We start from the raw sequence: 20,428 nt of genomic DNA on the forward strand, positions 1-20,428 counted from the left end.
GAGCTGTTTTCCCATGAGCGCCAAGTCACCGGGGCCGAACGAGCACTTCCTCAAGGTCTACCGCAGGAAGTTCCGGGCCTGGCGGGGCTCCCGCCCGTTCTGGGCAGGCCTCCTCACCATCCTTGGCGGCGTGCCGATCGCCTACCTGCCCTACGGCAACATCAAGCTCGGCAACCTGACGCTGGCCCTGGCCACGACGGCGGGAGCGGGCTCGCTGATCATCGGCGTACTCCTGATGGTGCTCGGTCTGACGATGTGGTTCCAGGTGCACACGCGGGTCTTCGCGGGTGTCGCGGCGATCCTGCTCGCCCTGGTCTCCCTGGTCGTCTCCAACATCGGCGGCTTCCTCATCGGCTTCCTGCTCGCGCTGATCGGCGGCGCCCTCGGCATCGCCTGGGGCGAGCCCGGGACCGTACCCGCGAAGGACGCGAAGGGCACGAAGGGGCGGGCCGGGATGGCCCCCGAGCCCGAGGTCGCGGGCGGCCCGAACGGTGTGGACGGTGCGAGCGCTGCCGACGATCTGTCAGGAACGAGCCCGGTGGACGGGACGAACGGGAGGCACCGTGCAGGCTGACGAGGTGCACCACGAGGACGCCGCGGGGGCGCCCCGTGCGAGATCCGGGCCGCGCCACGCGGCCCCCAGGAAGCCGCTGCTCACCCGTCTGCAGATGCCCGCGGGCAAGGCGATAGCCCTCGCGGCCATGCCGAGTGCGGTCCTCATGGGGATGGGCCTGACCCCGACGCTCGCCCAGGCGAAGCCGGGCGTCCCCAAGAACCCCTTCCGGGACGGCCCTTGTGTCACGGCGCCGGACGACGCCTCCAAGGACGTCGAGAAGGAGGCGAAGGACGCCAAGGACGCGAAGGACGCGAAGGACGCCGAGGACGCCGGGAAGAAGGCCGACCGCGACGAGCCGGGCAAGGACACCACCGAGCCCGAGGCGACCCCCTCGCCCTCCGCCGGCACGAGGACCGACCCGGACGACAAGGCGGACCCGGACGACAAGGCCGACCCGGACGACAAGGCCGGATCGGGCGGCGACGCCGGGGCCACGTCGCCTTCCTCGGACGCGAAGGACAAGGACGCGGCCAAGGAGCCGGCGCCCGGCCCCGCGCCCTCCGAGACCAAGAACCCCTGGGACCCGCTGGGTGTCGGGGACGCGCTCAAGGACGTCTTCACGCCCGGCGAGAAGGAGTCCCCGAGCCCGACGCCGACGCCCTCCGGCTCCGACAGGACCACGTCGCCCGAGGACCCGGCCAAGGACACGAAGGACAAGGCCACCGATCCGGTCGAGGACACGGTCGACAAGGTCGAGGACGGCGCCGGCAAGCTCAAGGACACGGCCGACGACCTCAAGGACGACGCCAAGGACAAGGCTGACGACACGGCCGAGGGCGACGAGCCCAAGGACGACGCGGCCGAGAACGACGAGGTCACCGACCCCATGGCCCCGGACGCGGACGGCAAGAAGCCGTTCCCGTGCGTGGTCGAGAAGAAGGTCGACGGCGAGGCCGAGCAGACCCCCGTCCCGATCCCGGACGACCCGTGGGAGCTGGAGGCCAGCTCCCTGCTCCTCAAGGGCCTCGACTACAAGGGCGTCGTGAACCTCACGACGGCCGGCGGCAAGAAGAAGCAGGCCCTGAAGTTCACCGTCGACAACGGCACGGACATCGGCGACCTGCACCAGATCGCCCCGGGCCCCGACGGCTCGAAGTACCACATCAGGGCGGAAGAGGGCTCCACGTCCACGATCCGCGACGGGCAGACGATCATGTACACGGAGCGGCTCCAGGGCAATCTGTTCGGGCTGATCCCGATCGTCTTCGACCCCGAGCACCCGCCGCCGCTGAACGTCCCCATCGCGTACTTCACCAAGGTGAAGGTGCTGCAGGCGGCCCAGTTCGGCGGCACCCTGAAGGTGCCGGGCCTGGAGCAGACGATCACCCGCTGACGTCGGCCGGAGCCGGTCATGGCTCATACGCCGAGGGCGCCCCCTGGATCAGGGGGACGCCCTCGGCGTATGTGTGCGGTCCTGCCGACGGTCAGTCGCGCTCGCCGTTGCCCAGGTGGTGCACCCGGACCATGTTGGTGGTGCCGGGGACGCCGGGGGGCGAGCCGGCGGTGATGACGACCGTGTCGCCGTCGTTGAAGCGGTTCAGCTTGATCAGCTCGGCGTCGACGAGCTCGACCATCGCGTCGGTGTTGTCGACGTGCGGCACGACGTAGGTGTCCACGCCCCAGCTCAGCGTCAGCTGGTTGCGGGTCGCCTCGTCCGTGGTGAAGGCCAGGATCGGCTGGGCCGCGCGGTAGCGGGAGAGGCGGCGGGCCGTGTCGCCGGACTGGGTGAAGGCGACCAGGGCCTTGCCGCCCAGGAAGTCGGCGATCTCGGCGGCGGCGCGGGCCACCGAACCACCCTGCGTACGCGGCTTCTTGCCCGGCACGAGCGGCTGGAGGCCCTTGGAGAGCAGCTCCTCCTCGGCCGCCGTGACGATCTTCGACATCGTCTTGACGGTCTCGATCGGGTAAGCACCGACGCTCGACTCGGCCGACAGCATGACCGCGTCCGCGCCGTCCAGGATGGCGTTGGCGACGTCGGACGCCTCGGCGCGCGTGGGGCGCGAGTTGGTGATCATCGACTCCATCATCTGGGTCGCGACGATCACCGGCTTGGCGTTGCGGCGGCACATCTCCACGAGGCGCTTCTGCACCATCGGGACCTTCTCGAGCGGGTACTCGACGGCCAGGTCGCCACGGGCCACCATCACGGCGTCGAACGCCGCGACGACGCCCTCCATGTTGGCGACGGCCTGCGGCTTCTCCACCTTGGCGATGACGGGGACCCGGCGGCCCTCCTCGTCCATCACCTTGTGGACGTCCTTGACGTCGTTGGCGTCGCGCACGAAGGACAGGGCGACCATGTCGCAGCCCATCTTCAGGGCGAAGCGGAGGTCCTCGATGTCCTTCTCCGAGAGCGCCGGCACGTTCACGGCCGCGCCGGGCAGGTTGATGCCCTTGTGGTCGGAGATGACACCGCCCTCGACGACGATCGTCTTCACGCGCGGGCCGTCCACCTCGACGACGCGCAGCTCGACGTTGCCGTCGTTGATCAGGATCTGGTCGCCCTTGGAGACGTCGCCCGGCAGACCCTTGTAGGTCGTGCCGCAGATCGACTTGTCGCCGGGGACATCCTCGGTGGTGATGGTGAACTCGTCACCGCGCACCAGCTCGACGGGTCCCTCGGCGAAGGTCTCCAGGCGGATCTTCGGACCCTGGAGGTCGGCGAGGACGCCGATGGCACGGCCGGTCTTCGCGGCGGCCGAACGGACGCGGTCGTACCGCCCCTGGTGCTCGGCGTGCGTGCCGTGGCTGAAGTTGAAGCGGGCCACGTTCATGCCGGCCTCGATCAGCGAGACGAGCTGCTCTTCGGAGTCGACGGCGGGGCCCAGCGTGCAGACGATTTTGGAACGGCGCATGGGGCGATCCTATCGGTTTGTTTCGCTACGGAATATTCCGTCTGGTGGAATCTACAAATGGGCGGCTGTGCGCTCAGGCGTTGCGGTCGCTGACCAATGCATACGTCTGATCGGCGATCTCCAGTTCTTCGTCGGTGGGCACCACGGCGACGGCCACGCGCGCGTACTCCGGCGAAATGAGCCGGGCTTCGTCGGAACGTACGGAATTGAGTGCGCCGTCCACCGCGAGGCCGAGCTCCTCCAGGCCCGCCACGGCGGCCTCCCGCACCGGAGCGGCGTTCTCGCCGACACCGGCCGTGAACACGACGGCGTCCACCCGGCCGAGTACCGCGTAATAGGCGCCGATGTACTTCTTCAGACGGTGGATGTAGATCTCGAAAGCGAGAGCCGCCTCTTCGTCACCGGCGTCGATACGGCGCCTGATCTCCCGCATGTCGTTGTCGCCGCACAGGCCGATCAGACCGCTCTTCTTGTTGAGCAGAATGTCGATCTCGTCGATGGACATTCCGCCGACCCGGGCGAGATGGAAGATCACCGCCGGATCCATGTCACCGGACCGGGTACCCATCACGAGCCCCTCCAGCGGCGTGAGCCCCATCGACGTGTCGACGCAACGACCGCCGCGCACCGCGCTCGCCGACGCGCCGTTGCCCAGGTGCAGCACGATGACGTTCACGTCCTCGGGCGCCTTGCCGAGCAGCTTCGCGGTCTCGCGGGAGACGTACGCGTGGGACGTGCCGTGGAAGCCGTAGCGCCGCACGCGGTGCTCGTCGGCGGTCGCCACGTCGATCGCGTAGCGCGCCGCGGACTCCGGCATCGTCGTGTGGAACGCCGTGTCGAAGACGGCGACCTGCGGCAGGTCGGGGCGGAGCGCCTGGGCGGTGCGGATGCCGGTGATGTTGGCCGGGTTGTGCAGCGGGGCCACCGGGACGAGCCGCTCGATCTCCTTGAGGACCGCGTCGTCGATCACCGTCGGCTGGGTGAACTTCAGGCCGCCGTGCACCACCCGGTGGCCGATGGCGGCCAGCTCGGGGGAGTCGAGGCCGAGCCCGTCGGCGGCCAGCTCGTCGGCGACGGCCCGCAGCGCCGCCTCGTGGTCCGCTATCGGCTCCTCGCGCTCGCGGGACTCGGCGCCGCCGCCGGTCAGCGGGGTGTGCTTGAGCCGGGAGGTCTCCTCGCCGATCCGCTCGACCAGGCCGACGGCGAGACGTGAGCTGTCACGCATGTCGAGGAGCTGGTACTTCACCGACGACGAGCCGGAGTTGAGGACGAGTACGCGCGTGGCGGTCACTGATCGAGACACCTTCTGTGGGGGTTACTGGTTGGGCGGCTGGGCCTGGGACTGGATCGCCGTGATGGCGACGGTGTTGACGATGTCCTGGACGAGCGCGCCGCGGGACAGGTCGTTCACCGGCTTGCGCAGGCCCTGGAGGACCGGGCCGACGGCGATCGCGCCGGCCGAGCGCTGCACGGCCTTGTAGGTGTTGTTGCCGGTGTTCAGGTCGGGGAAGATCAGCACGCTGGCCTGGCCCGCGACGTCCGATTCGGGCAGCTTGGTGGCCGCGACCGACGGCTCCACGGCGGCGTCGTACTGGATCGGACCCTCGATCTTCAGGTCGGGGCGCTGGCCGCGCACCAGCTCGGTGGCCTCGCGCACCTTGTCGACGTCCGCGCCCGTGCCGGACGTGCCCGTCGAGTACGAGAGCATGGCGATCCGCGGCTCGACGCCGAACTGCGCGGCGGTGGTCGCCGACTGCACGGCGATGTCCGCGAGCTGCGGGGCGTTCGGGTCCGGGTTGACCGCGCAGTCGCCGTAGACGAGGACCTTGTCGGCGAGGCACATGAAGAAGACGGAGCTCACGATGGAGGCGTCCGGCTTGGTCTTGATGATCTCGAAGGCCGGGCGGATGGTGGCCGCCGTCGAGTGCACGGAGCCCGACACCATGCCGTCGGCGAGGCCCTCCTGGACCATCAGCGTGCCGAAGTAGTTCACGTCCGCGACCACGTCGTACGCCAGCTCGACGGTGACGCCCTTGTGGGCGCGCAGCTCGGCGTACTTCGCGGCGAAACGGTCCCGCAGCTCGGAGGTCTGCGGGTCGATGAGCTCGGAGTCGGCGAGGTCCACGCCGAGGTCGGCGGCCTTCTTGCGGATCTGCTCGACCGGGCCGAGCAGGGTCAGCTCGCAGACGCCGCGGCGCAGCAGCACGTCGGCGGCGCGCAGCACCCGCTCCTCGGTGCCCTCGGGCAGCACGACGCGACGAAGATCGGCGCGGGCCCGCTCCAGGAGCTTGTGCTCGAACATCATCGGCGTGACGCGGTCGCTGCTGGGGGCCGAGACGCGCCCCAGGAGGTCCGCGGTGTCGACGTACCGCTCGAAGAGGCCGAGCGCGGTCTCCGCCTTGCGGGGCGTCGCCGCGTTCAGCTTTCCCTCCAGGGCGAAGAGCTCGGCCGCCGTGGGGAAGGAGCCGCCGGAGACCGCGACGACCGGGGTGCCGGGGGCGAGGCGGTCGGCGAGGGTGAGGATCTCCGGCCCCGGCTGTTCGTTCAGGGTCAGCAGGACGCCCGCTATGGGCGGTGTACCGGCGCTGTGCGCGGCGAGCGAGCCCACCACGAGGTCGGCGCGGTCGCCGGGGGTGACCACCAGGCAGCCCGGCGTCAGGGCGTTCAGGAAGTTCGGCAGCATGGCGCCGCCGAAGACGAAGTCCAGGGCGTCGCGCGCGAGCCCCGAGTCGTCGCCGAGCAGCACGCGGCCGCCGAGGGCGTGGGTGATCTGCGCGACCGTCGGCGCGGAGAGCGCGGCCTCGTCCGGCAGGACGTAGCACGGCACGGGGAGGCGGGCCTTCAGCCGCTCGTGGATCTCGTCGCGGTCGGCCGGGGCCACCCGGTTGGTGACCATCGCGAGGACGTCGCAGCCGAGCGAGTCGTACGCGCGATAGGCGTTCCGCGTCTCGGCGCGCACCGACTCGGCGGTCTGGTTCTTGCCGCCGACCACGGGGAGCACGGAGGCGCCGAACTCGTTGGCGAGGCGGGCGTTCAGCGCGAGCTCGTCGGGCAGCTGCGTGGCGGCGAAATCGGTGCCGAGCACGAGGACGACTTCATAGTCCCTCGCGACCCGGTGGAACCGGTCGACGAGCTGCGAGACCAGTTCGTCGGTGCCCTGCTCGGCCTGGAGCGCGGACGCCTCGTGGTAGTCCATGCCGTACACGGTCGCGGCGTCCTGCGAGAGGCGGTAGCGGGCCCGCAGCAGGTCGAAGAGGCGGTCGGGGCCGTCGTGGACGAGCGGCCGGAAGACACCGACCCGGTCGACCTGGCGGGTGAGGAGCTCCATGACTCCCAGTTCGACGACCTGGCGACCGTCGCCCCGGTCGATCCCGGTCACGTACACGCTGCGCGTCACGCGTGCTCTTCCCTTCTTTCCCTGCCTGCCGGGGTCTGTGGGGTACCCCGATCGAGCTGGACAAATTACCTGATATCGCGGCTGTGCCCTCTTGACAATACCTCTGCGGCTGGCTAGGCCGCCCGCCGGACGAAGCCCCGGCGCAACGGGTCATCAGCACCCCTGCCCCTGGATCGGACAGGCATCCGTCGGACAGGTGTGAGCGGCGACCCCCTTCCGGGCGTGGAACAATCGGACCGGCTCACAAGTACCAGCAGCGAGCAGGAGACACAGCGCGATGCGTATCGGAATTCTCACCGCGGGCGGCGACTGCCCCGGCCTCAACGCAGTGATCCGGTCGGTCGTACACCGCGCCGTGACGCACTATGGCGACGAGGTCATCGGCTTCGAGGACGGCTACGCGGGCCTGCTCGACGGGCGCTACCGCGCCCTCGACCTGAACGCGGTCAGCGGCATCCTGGCCCGCGGCGGCACGATCCTCGGCTCCTCCCGCCTGGAGCGCGACCGCTTCCGCGCCGCCTGCCACAACGCCAAGGAACTCATCGAGAAGAGCGGCTTCGACGCGCTCATCCCGATCGGCGGCGAGGGCACGCTGACGGCGGCGGGCATGCTGGCCGACGCGGGCGTGCCGGTCGTCGGCGTCCCGAAGACGATCGACAACGACATCTCCTCCACGGACCGCACCTTCGGGTTCGACACGGCGGTCGGCGTGGCCACGGAGGCGATGGACCGCCTCAAGACCACCGCCGAGTCGCACCAGCGCGTGATGGTCGTCGAGGTCATGGGCCGCCACGCGGGCTGGATCGCCCTGGAGTCCGGCATGGCCGGCGGCGCGCACGGCATCTGCCTGCCCGAGCGCCCCTTCGACCCCGCCGACCTGGTCGCCCTGGTCGAGGAGCGCTTCTCGCGCGGCAAGAAGTTCGCGGTGATCTGCGTCGCCGAGGGCGCGCACCCGCAGGACGGCACGATGAACTACGGCAAGGGCGCGATCGACCAGTTCGGCCACGAGCGCTTCCAGGGCATCGGCACGGCGCTCGCGTACGAGCTGGAGGCCCGCCTCGGCAAGGAGGCCAAGCCGGTCATCCTCGGCCACGTCCAGCGCGGCGGCACCCCCACGGCGTACGACCGCGTCCTCGCGACCCGCTTCGGCTGGCACGCGGTGGAGGCGGTGCACCGCGGCGAGTACGGCAAGATGACGGCGCTGCGCGGCACGGACATCACGATGGTGCCGCTGGCGGAGGCGGTCACGGAGTTGAAGACGGTCCCGAAGGACCGGATGGACGAGGCGGAGTCGGTTTTCTAGCGGTTCATTGGCGGCGGCTGCGGCGGTCCGGGCGGTGGTGAGGTACGGCCGCCGCACCGGGCGCCGGATGTTGCTCAGGTGGGCCGGCCGCTGCCCCGGGCCAGCGCCCAGAAGTGCTCGAGCACCCGGTCGAGGAAGTCCCGCCCGGCTTCGCCCGACGCGTCCGAGCCGGCCCCGCCGCCCCAGCTCAGCGTCCGCGCCATGCGGGACTGGTAGTCCTCGTGCATCTGCCGCAGCACGTCCTCGACGTGCCGCTTGTCCAGGGGCAGCAGCTTGCTGACGGGCCGCACATACCCCTGCCACCGGGTGGTGACGGCGCTGCGCAGCAGCTCGGCGAGGGGCTCGGCCCGGCCGGTGACGGTGACGAAGTCGGGCACGGAGAGCTGGAGGATCTGGGCGAGGGCTTCGGACTGCCGGTCGTTCCCGCGCCAGGTGTCGGTCTCCTCCATGCGGAGATACGCCTGGATCTCCACGCCGACCTGGCGGGCGACGTCCTCCGGGGCGAGCCCGCGGGCGACGCGGTGCTCGCGCAGGGTCCGCGCGGCCCCCATGAGCTCCCCGGGGGAGCACCACAGGGTCGCGGCCAGCGCGGTGAGCTCGGCGGAAGTGGGCGAGGCGAGCCCGCGCTCCCAGGCGGCGACGGTGTCGGCGGTGATGTACGTCAGTCCGTAACTGGCCCGCAGCCCGTAGGCGACGTGCCCGTGGGCCATCCCCAGCGCCTCCCGCAGGCGCCGGGCGGCGGGGAAGTTGAACGGGGGCGTGGGTTGGTGCGGCGGCTGGCTGGGTTGGCTCGATTGCACGGGCACACGGTAGGCGCCACGGGGGGTGGCGACTACGGTGCGTTCCTACGAGGTTGCGGATTGGTGGGAAGGTACGGCCTGTGCTGAGCGCCGAGTCGAGGCGTCAGCGGTACCAGTCTTCGCCGGCATTCCCGAGAGCACTCCGAAGGAAACTCTCGAGATCGGGCGAGATCAGGCTTCGGGAGTCCGTCTCGTGGTCCCACACGAATACCTCCTCACGCTCCGGAGTCCGAACGAAGGCGAACTGGTCACCACCGCCGTTGTCCCCGAAGAAGAGCAAGGCATCGAACGGCATGTACAACGTGCGGTATTGCCCGTCACTTCTGAATGCCAAGTTCTCCGACAGAATCTTCTCCGCGGTCCAGATTACTTCCGTTCCGAATTCGTCTTCGATGCCATCCGTCTCCAGGAGCAGTGCGGACAGGGAAGCGGGCACGGATTGCCCGAGACCATTGTCAATTGCGCGCACCGACTCATCGTTCGCGCCTTCGGACAATTGAACGTCCGAGAATTCTGCGGCAAGTTCACGCCACATAGTGCTCCTTGAGGTTATCTGACGCGCGGGTTGAACCAGTTTCCCAGCCTATCATCCACCTTGCTCACATGGTCGAGGACTTCCTGCCGGGTGGGGTTGGGGTTGTCGTTGTAGAACTTATTCCATTCGATGCGTATCGCGCTGAGGTGCACTTTACTGTTGATGTCGCCCTTGGGTATCCCTCGCAGATTCTCGAGCGAGTGGATCTCGTCCGCCGAGAAGAGGTTCGGGTAGCGCTTCAGGACCTGCTGCTCGATGGCATGGTGAACCACTACCTTGCCCTTGAGATGCGGATGCTCATCGAAGAATGTCTTCTTGTAGCTGTGGCTCGTGGCGCTGCCGACAGAGGCCTCATTCCTCACCGGAATTCCCTTGCCGAGGACTGTTTCCTTCCTGGCGGCAGCCTGCTTCGCCGCCTCCTCGCAAGGTGTCAGGCCGAGAGGGTCGATCCACGTGAAAGGATTGCGGACGTACGAGAACGGGTTCGGTCCCGGCGCGATCCCCATGGGGTCCTGTGTGAGGTACCTGGAGATCTGCGGATCGTAATAGCGATGGTGGTTGTAGTGCAGGCCGCTTTCGGGGTCGAAGTACTGTCCGGGAAAGCGCAGCGGTGTATAGGCCGTTGAGGCCGACTCCCAGGCCGTGGTTCCCCAAAGTGTGCTGCGGGCGCGCCAGGCGGCGCCGCCTGTTTCATCGATGAGTTCGGTGGGTGTGCCGACCAGATCAGTGACGATGGCGAAGAAGCGAGCGTCGATCTCATGGTCAGGAACTGTCGTCCCGGTTATTCGCTCGGTCTGAAAAAGAGGAGTCAGGCCCTGATGGTCCCAGGTGAGAATGACCTGGTGCGGCAGTTCATCGGATGTTGTCGTCTGCTCGCAGAGATTGATGCCGTCCCAGGTGAAAACGACCCGTTCGACCACCGTCTCGCCATCGGGTGCCAAGCGGAGCTTCGCGGTGCGACGCCCCAGCGGGTCGTAGGTGTAGCGCCACCGCACGCCGTCCGGGGTGACGACGCCGATGAGGCGGTCCTCGACGTCCCACTCGTAACGCCAGGTGTCCGGGGTACGGGACAGGCGCCGCTTCCGGCGGACAGTCATGCGCCCGAGCGCATCGTGCTCGTAACGGACCTTGCCCGCGCGGTCGATGCGGGTGCCGCTGTACTCGTGCGCTCCTGTGGCCTCGTGACCCGGGTGAGCGCGGGGCCAGTCGCTGTGGGTCAGGTTGCCGGCTGTGTCGTACGCGTAGGTCTCGGTCCAGTTCGCGGCATGCACTGCCGTGACCCGGCCCAATGGGTCCAATTCGAAGCGACGGCTGCCGGAAAGCTGATCGTCGATGGCCGTGAGGCCACCGTCGGCGCGGTAGGAGTACGAGCGACGCTGGAGGGAGCGGCCGTCGGTGTCGGTGACTGTCTGGCCGGCGAGGCGCCCCACCTCGTCGAACGCGTGGAGCAGGGTGACGCCCGTACCCAGGCGGCGTGTCTCGGTCCTGCCCGCGGCGTCATACTCGAAGGCGATGACGCGACCGGAAGCCGACAGCGCCGCGATGCGGCCCACGTCGTCGTAGGTCCAGACGCTGCTCGCGCCGGTGGGCGTCGTGCGGGTCACCGGCAGGCCGGCATCGTCATACGTGTACGAGAGCGTGCGTCCGTCGACTGTCTCCGCCAGGGGACGACCGGAGTTGTCCAGTTCGATGGTGAGAGTGGCATCCGGGCCAGAGGCGTGCGTGAGGTTCCCGAGCCGGTCGTAGCCATAGGTGGTGACCGCCCCGTCTGCGTCCTTACGGAGAATCTGACCGAGGACGCTGTACTCGAAGGCGATGGTCTGGCCGAGAGCGTTGGTGCGCGAGCTCAGACGGCCTGCGGGGTCGTGGGTGTAGAGGAGTTCACGGCCGTCGAAGTCGGTCTCCGAGACCAGCTGACCGGCGGCGTCATAGCGGTATCTCCATGCCAGCCCGGAAGGGTTGCTCACCTCGGTGAGCCGCAAGGAGGAGTCGTAGGCGAACTCGTACCGGGCCCCGTCCGCATCGGTTCGGGCCGCCAGAAGGTCGAAGTGGGTGTACTCGGAGACGGTCGTGTGACCCGTCTGATCCGTGTGACTCGTGCAGTTGCCCTCGCCGTCGTAGGTCCAGGTCTCCCTCCCGCCGTCGGGAGCGGTACGGCCGATGAGCAGGCCCTCTCGCGACCAGGAAAGACGGACGGTGCGCCCCGATTCATCGGTGAGCGCGACGGAACGACCAAAAGCGTCGCGCTCGAAGAGCGTGACGCCCATCGGATCGGTGATCTCAACAGGCAGGCCTGCCGGATCGCAGCGCACCGTGGTGACCCGGCCCATACCGTCCGTGACAGTGAGGGGGTGGCCCGTCGAGGTGTAGGTGCTGCGCGAGGTCGCACCGGTGGAGTCGGTGAGCACCGTGCAATTTCCGCGCTGGTCGTAGCCGTACCGCCACGAGGTGCCGTCCTCCAGAGCGATGGATGTAAGGAGGTGGAGGTCGTTGTACTCATAGCGGACCACGGTGCCGTCCGGACTGGACCTTTCCAGGAGCTGGCCCAGCTCATCGTTGACGAACCGCGTGGTGTGACCGAGCTGATCCGTCACGGCGGTGACATGCCCGTAGGAGTCGTACTCGGTCGTCACCGTGAAACCCAGCGGGTCGGTCTCGGCGACGACCAGGCTGCGGTCGTCGATGACGAAGCGGGAGGTCTCCCCTTGCGCGGTGGTGGCTTCGGTGATGTGGCAGCCGGGCCACAGGGGGTCGGACAGGCCATGAGCGAAGGTGTTGGCGAGGTGTCCCGCCTCGCCTCCCTGCGCTATGCAGCGGTCCTGCTCGTCGTAGGTGTAGTCGTAACGCCTGTTGTTGGTGTCCTCCCAGGCGGTGAGACGCAGGCGTTCGTCATAGGTGAACTTGAGGGGCAGGCCGGAGGAGTTGGTGACAGCGGTGAGATTGCCGCTGGTGTATCCGTACCGTCTGAGCACGACGTCCGAGCCGTCCTCGGCGGCGCCCGCGAGGTGCAGGGCGGTGACGCGGTCGGCCTCGACGGTCAGCTTCAAGTGGTATCCGCCGCTGTGACGGATCGCCGACGGGGCTCCGACTGGGTCGTATTCGAAGTCGATGGTGTTGTGGTTGCGGTCGGAGATGCGTGCCAGGAGGGCCACGCCGTCGTCGGGATCGGGCGTGGCGAAATGGCGGGTGAGGCCGGTGAGGGGGTCGGTGATGCGGTAGCCGCCGTCGTCCAGGCGGTGCAGCGGTCGGCGGGGGCCGCCGTCGGGCAGTACAGGGGTGTCCGGTCCCTCCGGGTGGGGGTAGGCGAGGAGCATGCCGTCCTCGGTGACGAAGACGACGCCGTCCTCGTCGACTTCGAGGCGCTGGTCGACGGTGGAGGTCCAGGTGGGGCCGAACCAGCCGCCGCTGCGGTAGCCCGAGGCGACCCGGCGGGCGAAGGCCAGCGGCAGGGTGCCGGGCAGCGTGATGTCGGTGGCGTCGAGGAACATCTGCCCGGTGGCCACGTCCACCGGGTCGCCGCAGCCCTTGATCTTGCTCTTGGCCCGGTTGTACGCGCCTTTCGTGCCGTTTTTCAGCGCGGTGCGGGCGGACTTGAAGCCCTTCAGGCCGCCCTTGAGGCCTTTCAGGCCCTTGCCGAGTTTGGCGGCGGTGGTCAGGCCCTTCATGCCCGGGATGCAGTCCAGTGCCGCGAAGGCCACATCCATCAGGCCCGCCTGGCCCTTCGCGTATTTGCTGAGGGTGTCGGCGAGGACGATGGCGCCGGCGACGATGACGATCGCGGCGAGGATGGGGCCGCCGATGATGATCGCGATGATGCCGACCACGGCGACGACGACCTTGCAGACCGCGACGATGGCGTCCCAGTTGTCGGTGACCCAGTCGCCGATCTCCTCCCACCACTTGCGGTTCCGGATGCCCGCGTCGGACGCCTCGTCGATCTTCCGCTTGGCGGTGCCCGCGGCCTCCTGGCGCATCTTGCGGGCGTCCTCGGCCATCTTCTTCGCCGCGTCCAGCGCGCTCTTGGCCGAGTCGACATCACCCTGCGCGGACTTCTGCGCCTTCTCCGCCGAGGCCGCGTTGCGCGTGGCGGCCCGCACCTTGTCCTCGTCGGGCTTGGGCACGTCCTTGCCCTTGGAGCCGCCGTCCTTGTACTTGTCGGCCTCCTTGCCCGCCTTGTCCACCCAGGAGTCGGCCGACGAGAGGCGGGACTTGGCGCTGCTCAGATCGGCCTGCGCCTCGCGGCCCTTGACCAGCGCCTTGTCGGCGAGGGACTGGGCGCGCTCCAGTTCCGGCCAGTATGCGGACAGCGCGTCGCCCGCCATCTCGTAGGACTTCTTGAGCTTCTTCAGCTTGTCCGGGGCGTCCTCGAACTTCTCCGTGAACGCGTCGGCCGTCTTACCTGCCCATTGGAGGATGGCGTCCTCGCCCGCCATGCCCTTGATGTCCCGGAGGACTTTGCCGACGTCGTCGGCGAAGTCGTGCAGGTTCTTGGCGAGGGACCGCACCCGGTGCGGATCACCCGGCGTCGGATCCTTCTCCAGGTCGAGGACGTGCCAGTCCGTCGGCCGATGGCCCCCCATGTGACTTCCTCCGCCTCAACCGCACCCCTCGTAACCGTACGCACGAGCGAAGTTATCGAATGAGTCCGCGCAAGTGAAGGCGGTTATGAGGGGGGGCAAGGGTGAGGGCGAGGGTTACGGGGCCACGAGCGGTTCCAGTGGGTGGCCGTACTCCCTGAAGCATGGTCGGGCCTCGGGGTGGAGAGTAGTTCCACCGCGATCCCTACCGCCTCGGGCAGGGCTTGGAGTGTGGGGCAGGCAAGTGGGGGTGGCAGGGGTCTACCCCTCGGCGTCGAAGGGCGGAGCTGGCATGCGGCGAGGCGGCTCGTCGGCAGGTGACGGTTCTTCTGCCGGTCGGATCAGCGGAGCCGGGATTCCAGGTCCCCACGTCTGCCAGCCGTCATGGAAGTAGTGATCTGTCAGGGCGGGGACGCCGGCCTCTGCCGATACGCGGTTGGCCAAGTTCTTGCTCAGGGCCGACAGGAATTCTGCTACTTCTCCCTCGCCGGGCGGTTCATGTTCGCTGCTCCAGCAGCCCTGCCAGCCTTTCCCCCGGGCCCGCTTTCCGGTTCGCACACACACCCAGACGGTGCCGGACCCCTGCGGGACGTCGTGAAAAATGTCGGCGATCAGCCGGTCAGTTCCGTTCAGAAGAACCGGAGCCATCACTAGGCGTTCGTTCCATGAGGTGAGCAGTTTTGCCAGTTGCTTTCGGTGGTGTGCGAGCCAGTCGTCCGGTAGGTCGACTGGAACCCGCACCGTCACCATGGATGTGGTGACGTCCTCGACGACCACCTCGGGACAGTCGCGTTCGCCCCGGAGCCGTACGGAGAGCGTGGGTCCGCGTTCGGCGTTCATCCACGCGGCGTCCTCTCCGGCTTCCAGCCGGTCCAGGACGTGCCCCTGCGTCAACCTGGACGGCCACAGGGCGAGGTCGAGGCGGCCGCGGACGAAGGGTGTCTCGACGGAGATCTCCGCCGAGCGCATGTGCGGTTGGCCCGGGTACGCGCCGAGGACGGTGACGCGGACGCTGTTGCCCTCTTCGTCGGCGAAGAGGATGAGGTCCACGGGGGAGGGAGAGGCGTCGCCGGTGGTGGTGCCCGGACTGGGTTCGGGACCTCCCATGGTCGTCCTCTCCGGCTCGGGCCGTCCTAGCGGTTGATGGACTGGACCTCCTCGACGACTACGTCCTGCTCCGCCCCGAACTCGCCGTCGGGGAGTTGTCGTTCCTGGGTTACGCCGGTGCCCGTCCAGTGGATCTTCCACGTGACCGTGGCCTTCAGCGGGTACGAGCCGTCGCCCGAGGAGCGGAGGTACTTCACGCCGCAGGGTGGGGTCTCCTTGGCCTTGCCCTTGGCGTAGGGTGCGCCGATCTTGCCGTCGACGATCTCGCAGACGCCGGATGCGGGGTATGTCTCGGCGTCCGACGTTCCTGGGTCGATCTTGAGGGAGACGGGTTCGGCAGTTGCCGTTGCGTGAATATTGAGGACCGGCACCGAGGCCGTGACCGAGACGGGCTTGAACTCCGCCTTGTCCAGCCAGGCCCACGTCGGCAGGTTCACCTTCGTCGCCTCTTCGGGGGCCAGGGAGACCTCAGTGTCGGGGACCCGGATTTCCGCGTAGGCGAGGTGTGCGAGGAGCTCAGGGGTGACGGCCTCGGGCGTGTCCGCCGGGGGCGGGTCACCCTCGTCGACCCAGAAATACGGCTTGTCGCAGTCGAAAGCTCCCGGTGCGCTCTCCCGGCCTTCGGGAATGAAGCTGTCCCACCAGTAACCCTTGCCGGCCTTCTTCTTGTTGAAGTCCTTGTAGGGCTTTCCGTTGACGTACCGGTTGCGTTGCGAGAGGTCCCACTCCGGCCCGGTGGAATCGACCGCCCAGATCGGCTCGAGCTTCTTCTTCAGCTGAGCGGGTGAGTAGGCGGGAGCGTAATAGCAGGCAGGCGGTGTCCAGTTGGTCGCCGGTGTGACGGGCCCCGCGTTGCCGCCCTTGCCGTTCTTCGAACGGTCGTAGACGATGCCGCCCGCGACAGTGGACACCGTCTGCTGGTCGGTGTCCGCGCCCACCTGCGTCTCGGACTCGCCACCTCCCGGGTCGATGTCGGCCCAGGCGGGTGAACTGCTCGCGGCAAGCAGCAGGCCCGCGCCCGCCAGTACGGCGGCGAAGGCTGGAGCTCTTCTTATGGCTGGCACTGAGCCGCCCCCCTCGTGGAGAAGATCTGCGCGGTCTGCCATGTCCCCTCGGAGTTCTTGATCAGCTGTGTGTTGTACGCGACGTAGCTGTTCTTCGTCACCGGTGTCTTGTTGACCTTTTTGGTCGACTTCTTCACGGTGTAGCCCTCGCCCTCATCGGCGCAGAAGGAGAGCGTGGCCGTCTTCTGGTCCTTGAGTGTCACCTGTCGGTCGTAGTAACGGATCTCTCCGGTGAGACCGAGGCCGCCGTCCTTGAACTTCGCGACCCACGTCGCCGAGGCTTCCAGGGCCTTTCCGGTGTTGTAGAAATCGATGCCCTCGCTCTTGGGATCCGTCCCCGCGATGGCCGCATTCACCGCGCGCATGCGTTCGGCGTTGTCGGCGAGCACGGCCTTCTTCACCGGGTCACTGGTCTGCGGTGACTCGAAGGTCATGGTGAGGTCTGACGGGAGCTTGATCTTGGGGCGGCCGGAGTTCTCCGCAGGAGATTCGCTCGGCGATGCCGAGGTCTCCTTGTCGCCCTGTTCTGCCCCCGCGATCTTGTCGTCGTTCTTGGGCTTGTCGTCGTCGCTGCCGCAGGCCGTCAGGAGCAGGGCTGCGGACGCGGTGAGCGCGGCCGTCGCGAGGCGGAAGGGGCGGGTCACTGTCGGCTCCTGGCTGGTGGGGGGCATGGCGCGGGTTCAGCACGCTAGTGCGGTCCCGGGGGCGATACCAGGGAGATGTGTGGGTATGAATGGGGCGGGCGGGATGTATCGGGCCGAAGTCATGTCACAGTTCTGTGTCCACCGAGCAGATGTTGTCGGCTCAGCCCTTCACTGCTCCGCCCAGCGCGAAGCCCCCGCCCAGCTTCCTCGACACCAGGACGTACAAGAGGATCACCGGCGTCGAGTAGATGATGGAGAACGCGGCCAGCTGGCCGTAGACCACCGTCCCCTTGTTGCCGAAGAAGTCGTTGATGCTGACCGACGCCGGCAGCTGTTCCGGGGTGAGCAGGAGCATGAAGGGGACGAAGAAGTTGCCCCACATCATGACGAAGGAGAAGACGGTCACCACGGCCACGCCGGGACCCATCAGAGGGAGGACGATCCGGAGCAGGGACTGGAAGGATGAGGCGCCGTCCGTCCATGCCGCCTCCTCCAGTTCCTTCGGGACGCCGTCCATGAAGTTCTTCATCAGCCAAATGGCGAACGGGAGTTGGGACGCCGCGAAGAAGAAGATCGTGCCGTGCATCGTGTCGATCAGGTCGACCTGGACGAACAGGGCGTAGACCGGAACCATGATCGCGGTGATCGGCAGGCACGTCGCGAAGAGGATCGTCAGCATGAAGGGGCGGTTGAGGCGCGACGTGTAGCGGGAGAGGGGGTACGCCGCGAGGGCCGCGCAGACGACCGTGAGCAGAGTGCCGCCGCCGCAGAGCAGCAGGCTGTTGAGGAGCGGGGTGAAGGTGATCTCGGGGGTGAGGACCTGGTCGTAGTTGTCCAGGGTGAGGCCGTCGGGGAGCCGCACCCTCAGGTCCGCCTTCGGGTCGAAGGAGGACAGGACCACCCAGGCGAGGGGCAGTACGAACGCCGCCGCCACGATCAGCAGTCCCGCGTCGGCGGCGAGGCGGTGTTTCGTACGGCGTGAACCGGCGCGGCCGACAAGGCTCTTGATGGGCACTCAGGCCTCCGTACGCAGCAGGCGCATGTAGACGACGGAGAACAGCGAGCCGACCAGGAGGAGCAGCAGGGCCACGGCCGTGCCGTAGCCGATCATGCTCTTCTGGAAGGCCTGCTCGTACATGAAGAGCGGCAGCGTCTGGCTGTCGTTTCCCGGGCCGCCGCGTGTCATCACCCAGATCAGGCCGAAGACGGACAGCGTCTGCAGGGTGTTGAGCATGAGGTTCGTGCCGATCGAGCGGCGGATCATCGGCAGCGTGATGTGCCACATGCGGCGCCAGCCGCCCGCGCCGTCGACCTCCGCCGCCTCGGTGATCTCCTTGGGGATCTCGTTGAGCGCGGCGGAGTAGACGAGCATCGAGAAAGCCGTGCCGCGCCATACGTTCGCGAACGACACCGCCAGGATCGGGAGTGTGAACAGCCAGTTCTGGGACGGGAGATGGAGGAGGTCGAGGACGGCGTTGAGGGTGCCCTCGCGGCGGAAGAAGGCGTAGAGGAGGAACCCCGCGACGACCTCCGGCAGCACCCACGCCGTGACGACGATCGCGCCCGTGAGCGTGCGGACCGGCTTCGACGCGCGCTGCATGAGAGTGGCGAGGGCCAGGCCGAGCGTGTTCTGGCCGATGATCGAGGAGAGGAGCGTGAAGACGAGGGTGAGCCAGACCGCGTTCAGGAAGCGCTCGTCGCCGAACGCCTCACGGAAGTTGTCCAGACCCACGAAGCTCGACTCGGCCTGGCCGGTGAGCTGGAGGTCGGTGAAGGCGATGTACGCGCAGTAGCCGATCGGGCCCGCGAGGAAGAGCGCGAGGAGGACGACGGCGGGGGAGACGGGCAGGGCCCTGAGCAGGCCCCGGCGGGCGTGGGCGCCTGCGCGGCGGGTGTGCGGGGGTGGGGTGCCCGGCCCCGGCGCCGTCTTGGCGCCGCCGCCGGGGCCCGCGGAGGGCGCGGAGGATGCGGTGGTCACGTACGGCACTCACTCTCTGGTGGCGGCGGTGACGGTGCGGCGGTAGCGGTAGCGGGGGGGGGGGAGGGTGCGGATGTATGCGCCGGTACTGGCAGATGTTCCGTACCCGCCCCCCCAGCCTTACCCTCCGCGCTACTTCTTCACTACCTCGCCGTCCGTCGCCGACTCGACCTCCTCGTCGTAGCCGCTCGCCGCCTCCTCCACCGACGCGTCGCCCGTCGTCACCGACTCCATCGCCTCCTGGATCGCCGTGGAGACCTTCGGGTACGCGGGGTACGCGGGCCGGTAGTGCGTCGAGGAGACCAGGTCCGTGAAGAACTTGAGGCCGGGCTGCGCCTTCACGTACGACGGGTCGGCCGCGACGTCCTCGCGGACCGCGATGCCGGAGTTGGCGATGTACCACTTCTTGGCGTTGGCCTTCGTCTGCATCGTCTCGATGAACTTGAAGGCCAGGTCGGGGTTGCTCGCCTTCGCCGGGATCGACCAGGTCCAGCCGCCGGACATGGACACCTTGCCGGGCGCCTGGCCGTGCTGCGTCGGCATGGCCGCGAGGCCCAGCTTCTGCGACCACTCGGGCCACTCGTGGCCCGCGCCCTCGCCCCAGTCCTGCGGCAGCCACGAACCGTCGAGGTCGATCGCCAGCTTGCCCTCGGGCAGCAGCTCACCGCGTACGCGGGTGGCGAAGTTGGGGTCGAGCGCGTCCGAGACGTCGGGGCCGAGCTTTTCCTTGTAGACGGTCTCCACGAACCGCAGGGAGTCCTTGAAGCCCTTGCTGCCCGTGACCCACTTCTTCGACTTCGGGTCGTACAGGGGGTCCTTGCCCGTGCCGTACGCGAGCATCTGGAAGCCCTGCATGGAGGCCGCCTCGCCGGCGGGCTTGCCCGTGTAGACGTTGAGGGGGGTGACGCCCGGGACCTTCTTCTTGATGGTCCTCGCCGCGTCGAGGACGTCGTCCCAGGTCTTCGGCTGCCAGTCCGCGGGCAGGCCGGCCTTCTTGAAGATCGCCTTGCTGAACCAGAGGCCGCGGGTGTCCGTGCCGTCCGGTACGCCGTACGTCTTGCCGTCGGCCGCCTTCGCCGCCGTCTTGGCCGTGCCGATGAACTGGTCCCAGTCCTTCCACTTCTCCAGGTAGGGGTCGAGCGGTTTCAGATAGCCGCTGGTGATGTCCGAGTTGATGAGGAAGGTGTCCTCGTAGACCAGGTCGGGGGCGGTCTTCGGGGAGCGCATCATCTGTTGCAGCTTGGTGTAGTACTCGGAGTCCGGCGCCTTGATCGGCACCAGCTTGACCTTCTTGCCGGGGTTCGCCTTCTCGAACTGCTTCTTGACGCCCTCCAGGAAGGTGTCCATGACCCTGATCTGGTTGTCCGTGGACTGTTTGAAGGAGATCCTCACGGTGTCGGGATCGTCGCCCGAGCCGCCGCCGCACGCGGTGAGGGTGCCGGCGGCCAGCAGGGCGGTGGCGGTGAGGAGCAGCGGGGTGGTGGTGGGACGCACGGGCACGACCTCCTACAGCGCGGGGGTGCAGCGCGGGGCTGCCCGGTGAACGTAAGGG

The 20,428-nt window shown here is 68.2% G+C and carries 15 protein-coding genes; 3 read left to right on the forward strand and 12 right to left on the reverse strand.

From position 1 onward, the window contains the following. Positions 1-13: 13 nt before the first annotated feature. Both ACZ56E_RS10505 and ACZ56E_RS10510 read left to right on the forward strand, forming a co-directional pair. Positions 14-574 carry a DUF6114 domain-containing protein gene (locus tag ACZ56E_RS10505; protein WP_471213016.1) on the forward strand — a complete coding sequence of 187 codons (561 nt, stop codon included), beginning with the start codon at positions 14-16 and terminating at the stop codon, positions 572-574. Continuing rightward, entirely contained in the window at positions 564-1,949 is a 1,386-nt protein-coding gene (locus ACZ56E_RS10510; RefSeq protein ID WP_471213019.1) for a hypothetical protein, read from the forward strand. Before ACZ56E_RS10505 ends, ACZ56E_RS10510 begins: the two co-directional genes overlap by 11 nt. Before the next feature lie 91 nt (positions 1,950-2,040). Here ACZ56E_RS10510 and pyk read toward each other — a convergent pair whose 3' ends face one another. The 3 genes from pyk to pta all read right to left on the reverse strand — a co-directional run bounded on the left by pyk (position 2,041) and on the right by pta (position 6,868). Next, positions 2,041-3,471: a pyruvate kinase gene (gene pyk / locus ACZ56E_RS10515; RefSeq protein ID WP_468608763.1), complete on the reverse strand. Its 1,431-nt coding sequence runs from the start codon at positions 3,469-3,471 to the stop codon at positions 2,041-2,043. 73 nt (positions 3,472-3,544) lie between these two features. Next, on the reverse strand, positions 3,545-4,762 hold the full coding sequence (locus ACZ56E_RS10520; protein WP_468608761.1) for an acetate kinase: 1,218 nt from the start codon (positions 4,760-4,762) through the stop codon (positions 3,545-3,547). 24 nt (positions 4,763-4,786) lie between these two features. Continuing rightward, positions 4,787-6,868 carry a phosphate acetyltransferase gene (gene pta / locus ACZ56E_RS10525; protein ID WP_471213020.1) on the reverse strand — a complete coding sequence of 694 codons (2,082 nt, stop codon included), beginning with the start codon at positions 6,866-6,868 and terminating at the stop codon, positions 4,787-4,789. 277 nt (positions 6,869-7,145) lie between these two features. Between pta and ACZ56E_RS10530 the strand changes: the two genes are divergently transcribed. Next, entirely contained in the window at positions 7,146-8,171 is a 1,026-nt protein-coding gene (locus ACZ56E_RS10530; protein ID WP_471213023.1) for a 6-phosphofructokinase, read from the forward strand. A gap of 74 nt (positions 8,172-8,245) precedes the next feature. On the opposite strand, the gene ACZ56E_RS10535 is transcribed toward ACZ56E_RS10530, so the two are convergent. The 9 genes from ACZ56E_RS10535 to ACZ56E_RS10575 form a co-directional block, all read right to left on the reverse strand. Further along, a complete protein-coding gene (locus ACZ56E_RS10535; protein WP_471213024.1) occupies positions 8,246-8,977 on the reverse strand; it encodes a helix-turn-helix domain-containing protein in 732 nt (243 codons plus the stop codon). A 97-nt stretch (positions 8,978-9,074) separates the two neighbouring features. Next, positions 9,075-9,506, reverse strand: coding sequence for an SMI1/KNR4 family protein (locus ACZ56E_RS10540; RefSeq protein ID WP_398301468.1), 432 nt, complete (start codon positions 9,504-9,506; stop codon positions 9,075-9,077). 14 nt (positions 9,507-9,520) lie between these two features. Further along, entirely contained in the window at positions 9,521-14,086 is a 4,566-nt protein-coding gene (locus tag ACZ56E_RS10545) for a DUF6531 domain-containing protein (RefSeq protein WP_471213027.1), read from the reverse strand. A 258-nt stretch (positions 14,087-14,344) separates the two neighbouring features. Then, positions 14,345-15,190 (reverse strand): DUF5959 family protein, encoded by an 846-nt coding sequence (locus ACZ56E_RS10550; RefSeq protein ID WP_471213029.1) that lies wholly within the window; start codon positions 15,188-15,190, stop codon positions 14,345-14,347. A 26-nt stretch (positions 15,191-15,216) separates the two neighbouring features. Beyond that, positions 15,217-16,254, reverse strand: a complete 1,038-nt coding sequence (locus ACZ56E_RS10555) for a hypothetical protein (RefSeq protein WP_471213032.1) — start codon at positions 16,252-16,254, stop codon at positions 15,217-15,219. Beyond that, positions 16,242-16,898, reverse strand: coding sequence for a hypothetical protein (locus ACZ56E_RS10560; protein WP_471213034.1), 657 nt, complete (start codon positions 16,896-16,898; stop codon positions 16,242-16,244). Before ACZ56E_RS10560 ends, ACZ56E_RS10555 begins: the two co-directional genes overlap by 13 nt. A 160-nt stretch (positions 16,899-17,058) precedes the next feature. Further along, positions 17,059-17,907 carry a carbohydrate ABC transporter permease gene (locus ACZ56E_RS10565; RefSeq protein WP_471213160.1) on the reverse strand — a complete coding sequence of 283 codons (849 nt, stop codon included), beginning with the start codon at positions 17,905-17,907 and terminating at the stop codon, positions 17,059-17,061. 6 nt (positions 17,908-17,913) lie between these two features. Next, complete coding sequence (locus ACZ56E_RS10570; protein WP_471213036.1) at positions 17,914-18,876, reverse strand: carbohydrate ABC transporter permease; 963 nt, start codon at positions 18,874-18,876, stop codon at positions 17,914-17,916. 132 nt (positions 18,877-19,008) lie between these two features. Further along, complete coding sequence (locus ACZ56E_RS10575) at positions 19,009-20,376, reverse strand: extracellular solute-binding protein (protein ID WP_471213039.1); 1,368 nt, start codon at positions 20,374-20,376, stop codon at positions 19,009-19,011. Positions 20,377-20,428 lie beyond the last annotated feature (52 nt).

The organism is Streptomyces sp. NPDC039480 (assembly GCF_055597165.1).

Bases quoted from the DNA above. Each gene is read 5' to 3' on its own strand.
- ACZ56E_RS10505 (WP_471213016.1), top strand. From the start codon at position 14: ATGAGCGCCAAGTCACCGGGGCCGAACGAGCACTTCCTCAAGGTCTAC.
- pyk (WP_468608763.1), bottom strand. From the start codon at position 3,471: ATGCGCCGTTCCAAAATCGTCTGCACGCTGGGCCCCGCCGTCGACTCC.
- ACZ56E_RS10530 (WP_471213023.1), top strand. From the start codon at position 7,146: ATGCGTATCGGAATTCTCACCGCGGGCGGCGACTGCCCCGGCCTCAAC.
- ACZ56E_RS10540 (WP_398301468.1), bottom strand. From the start codon at position 9,506: ATGTGGCGTGAACTTGCCGCAGAATTCTCGGACGTTCAATTGTCCGAA.
- ACZ56E_RS10545 (WP_471213027.1), bottom strand. From the start codon at position 14,086: ATGGGGGGCCATCGGCCGACGGACTGGCACGTCCTCGACCTGGAGAAG.
- ACZ56E_RS10550 (WP_471213029.1), bottom strand. From the start codon at position 15,190: ATGGGAGGTCCCGAACCCAGTCCGGGCACCACCACCGGCGACGCCTCT.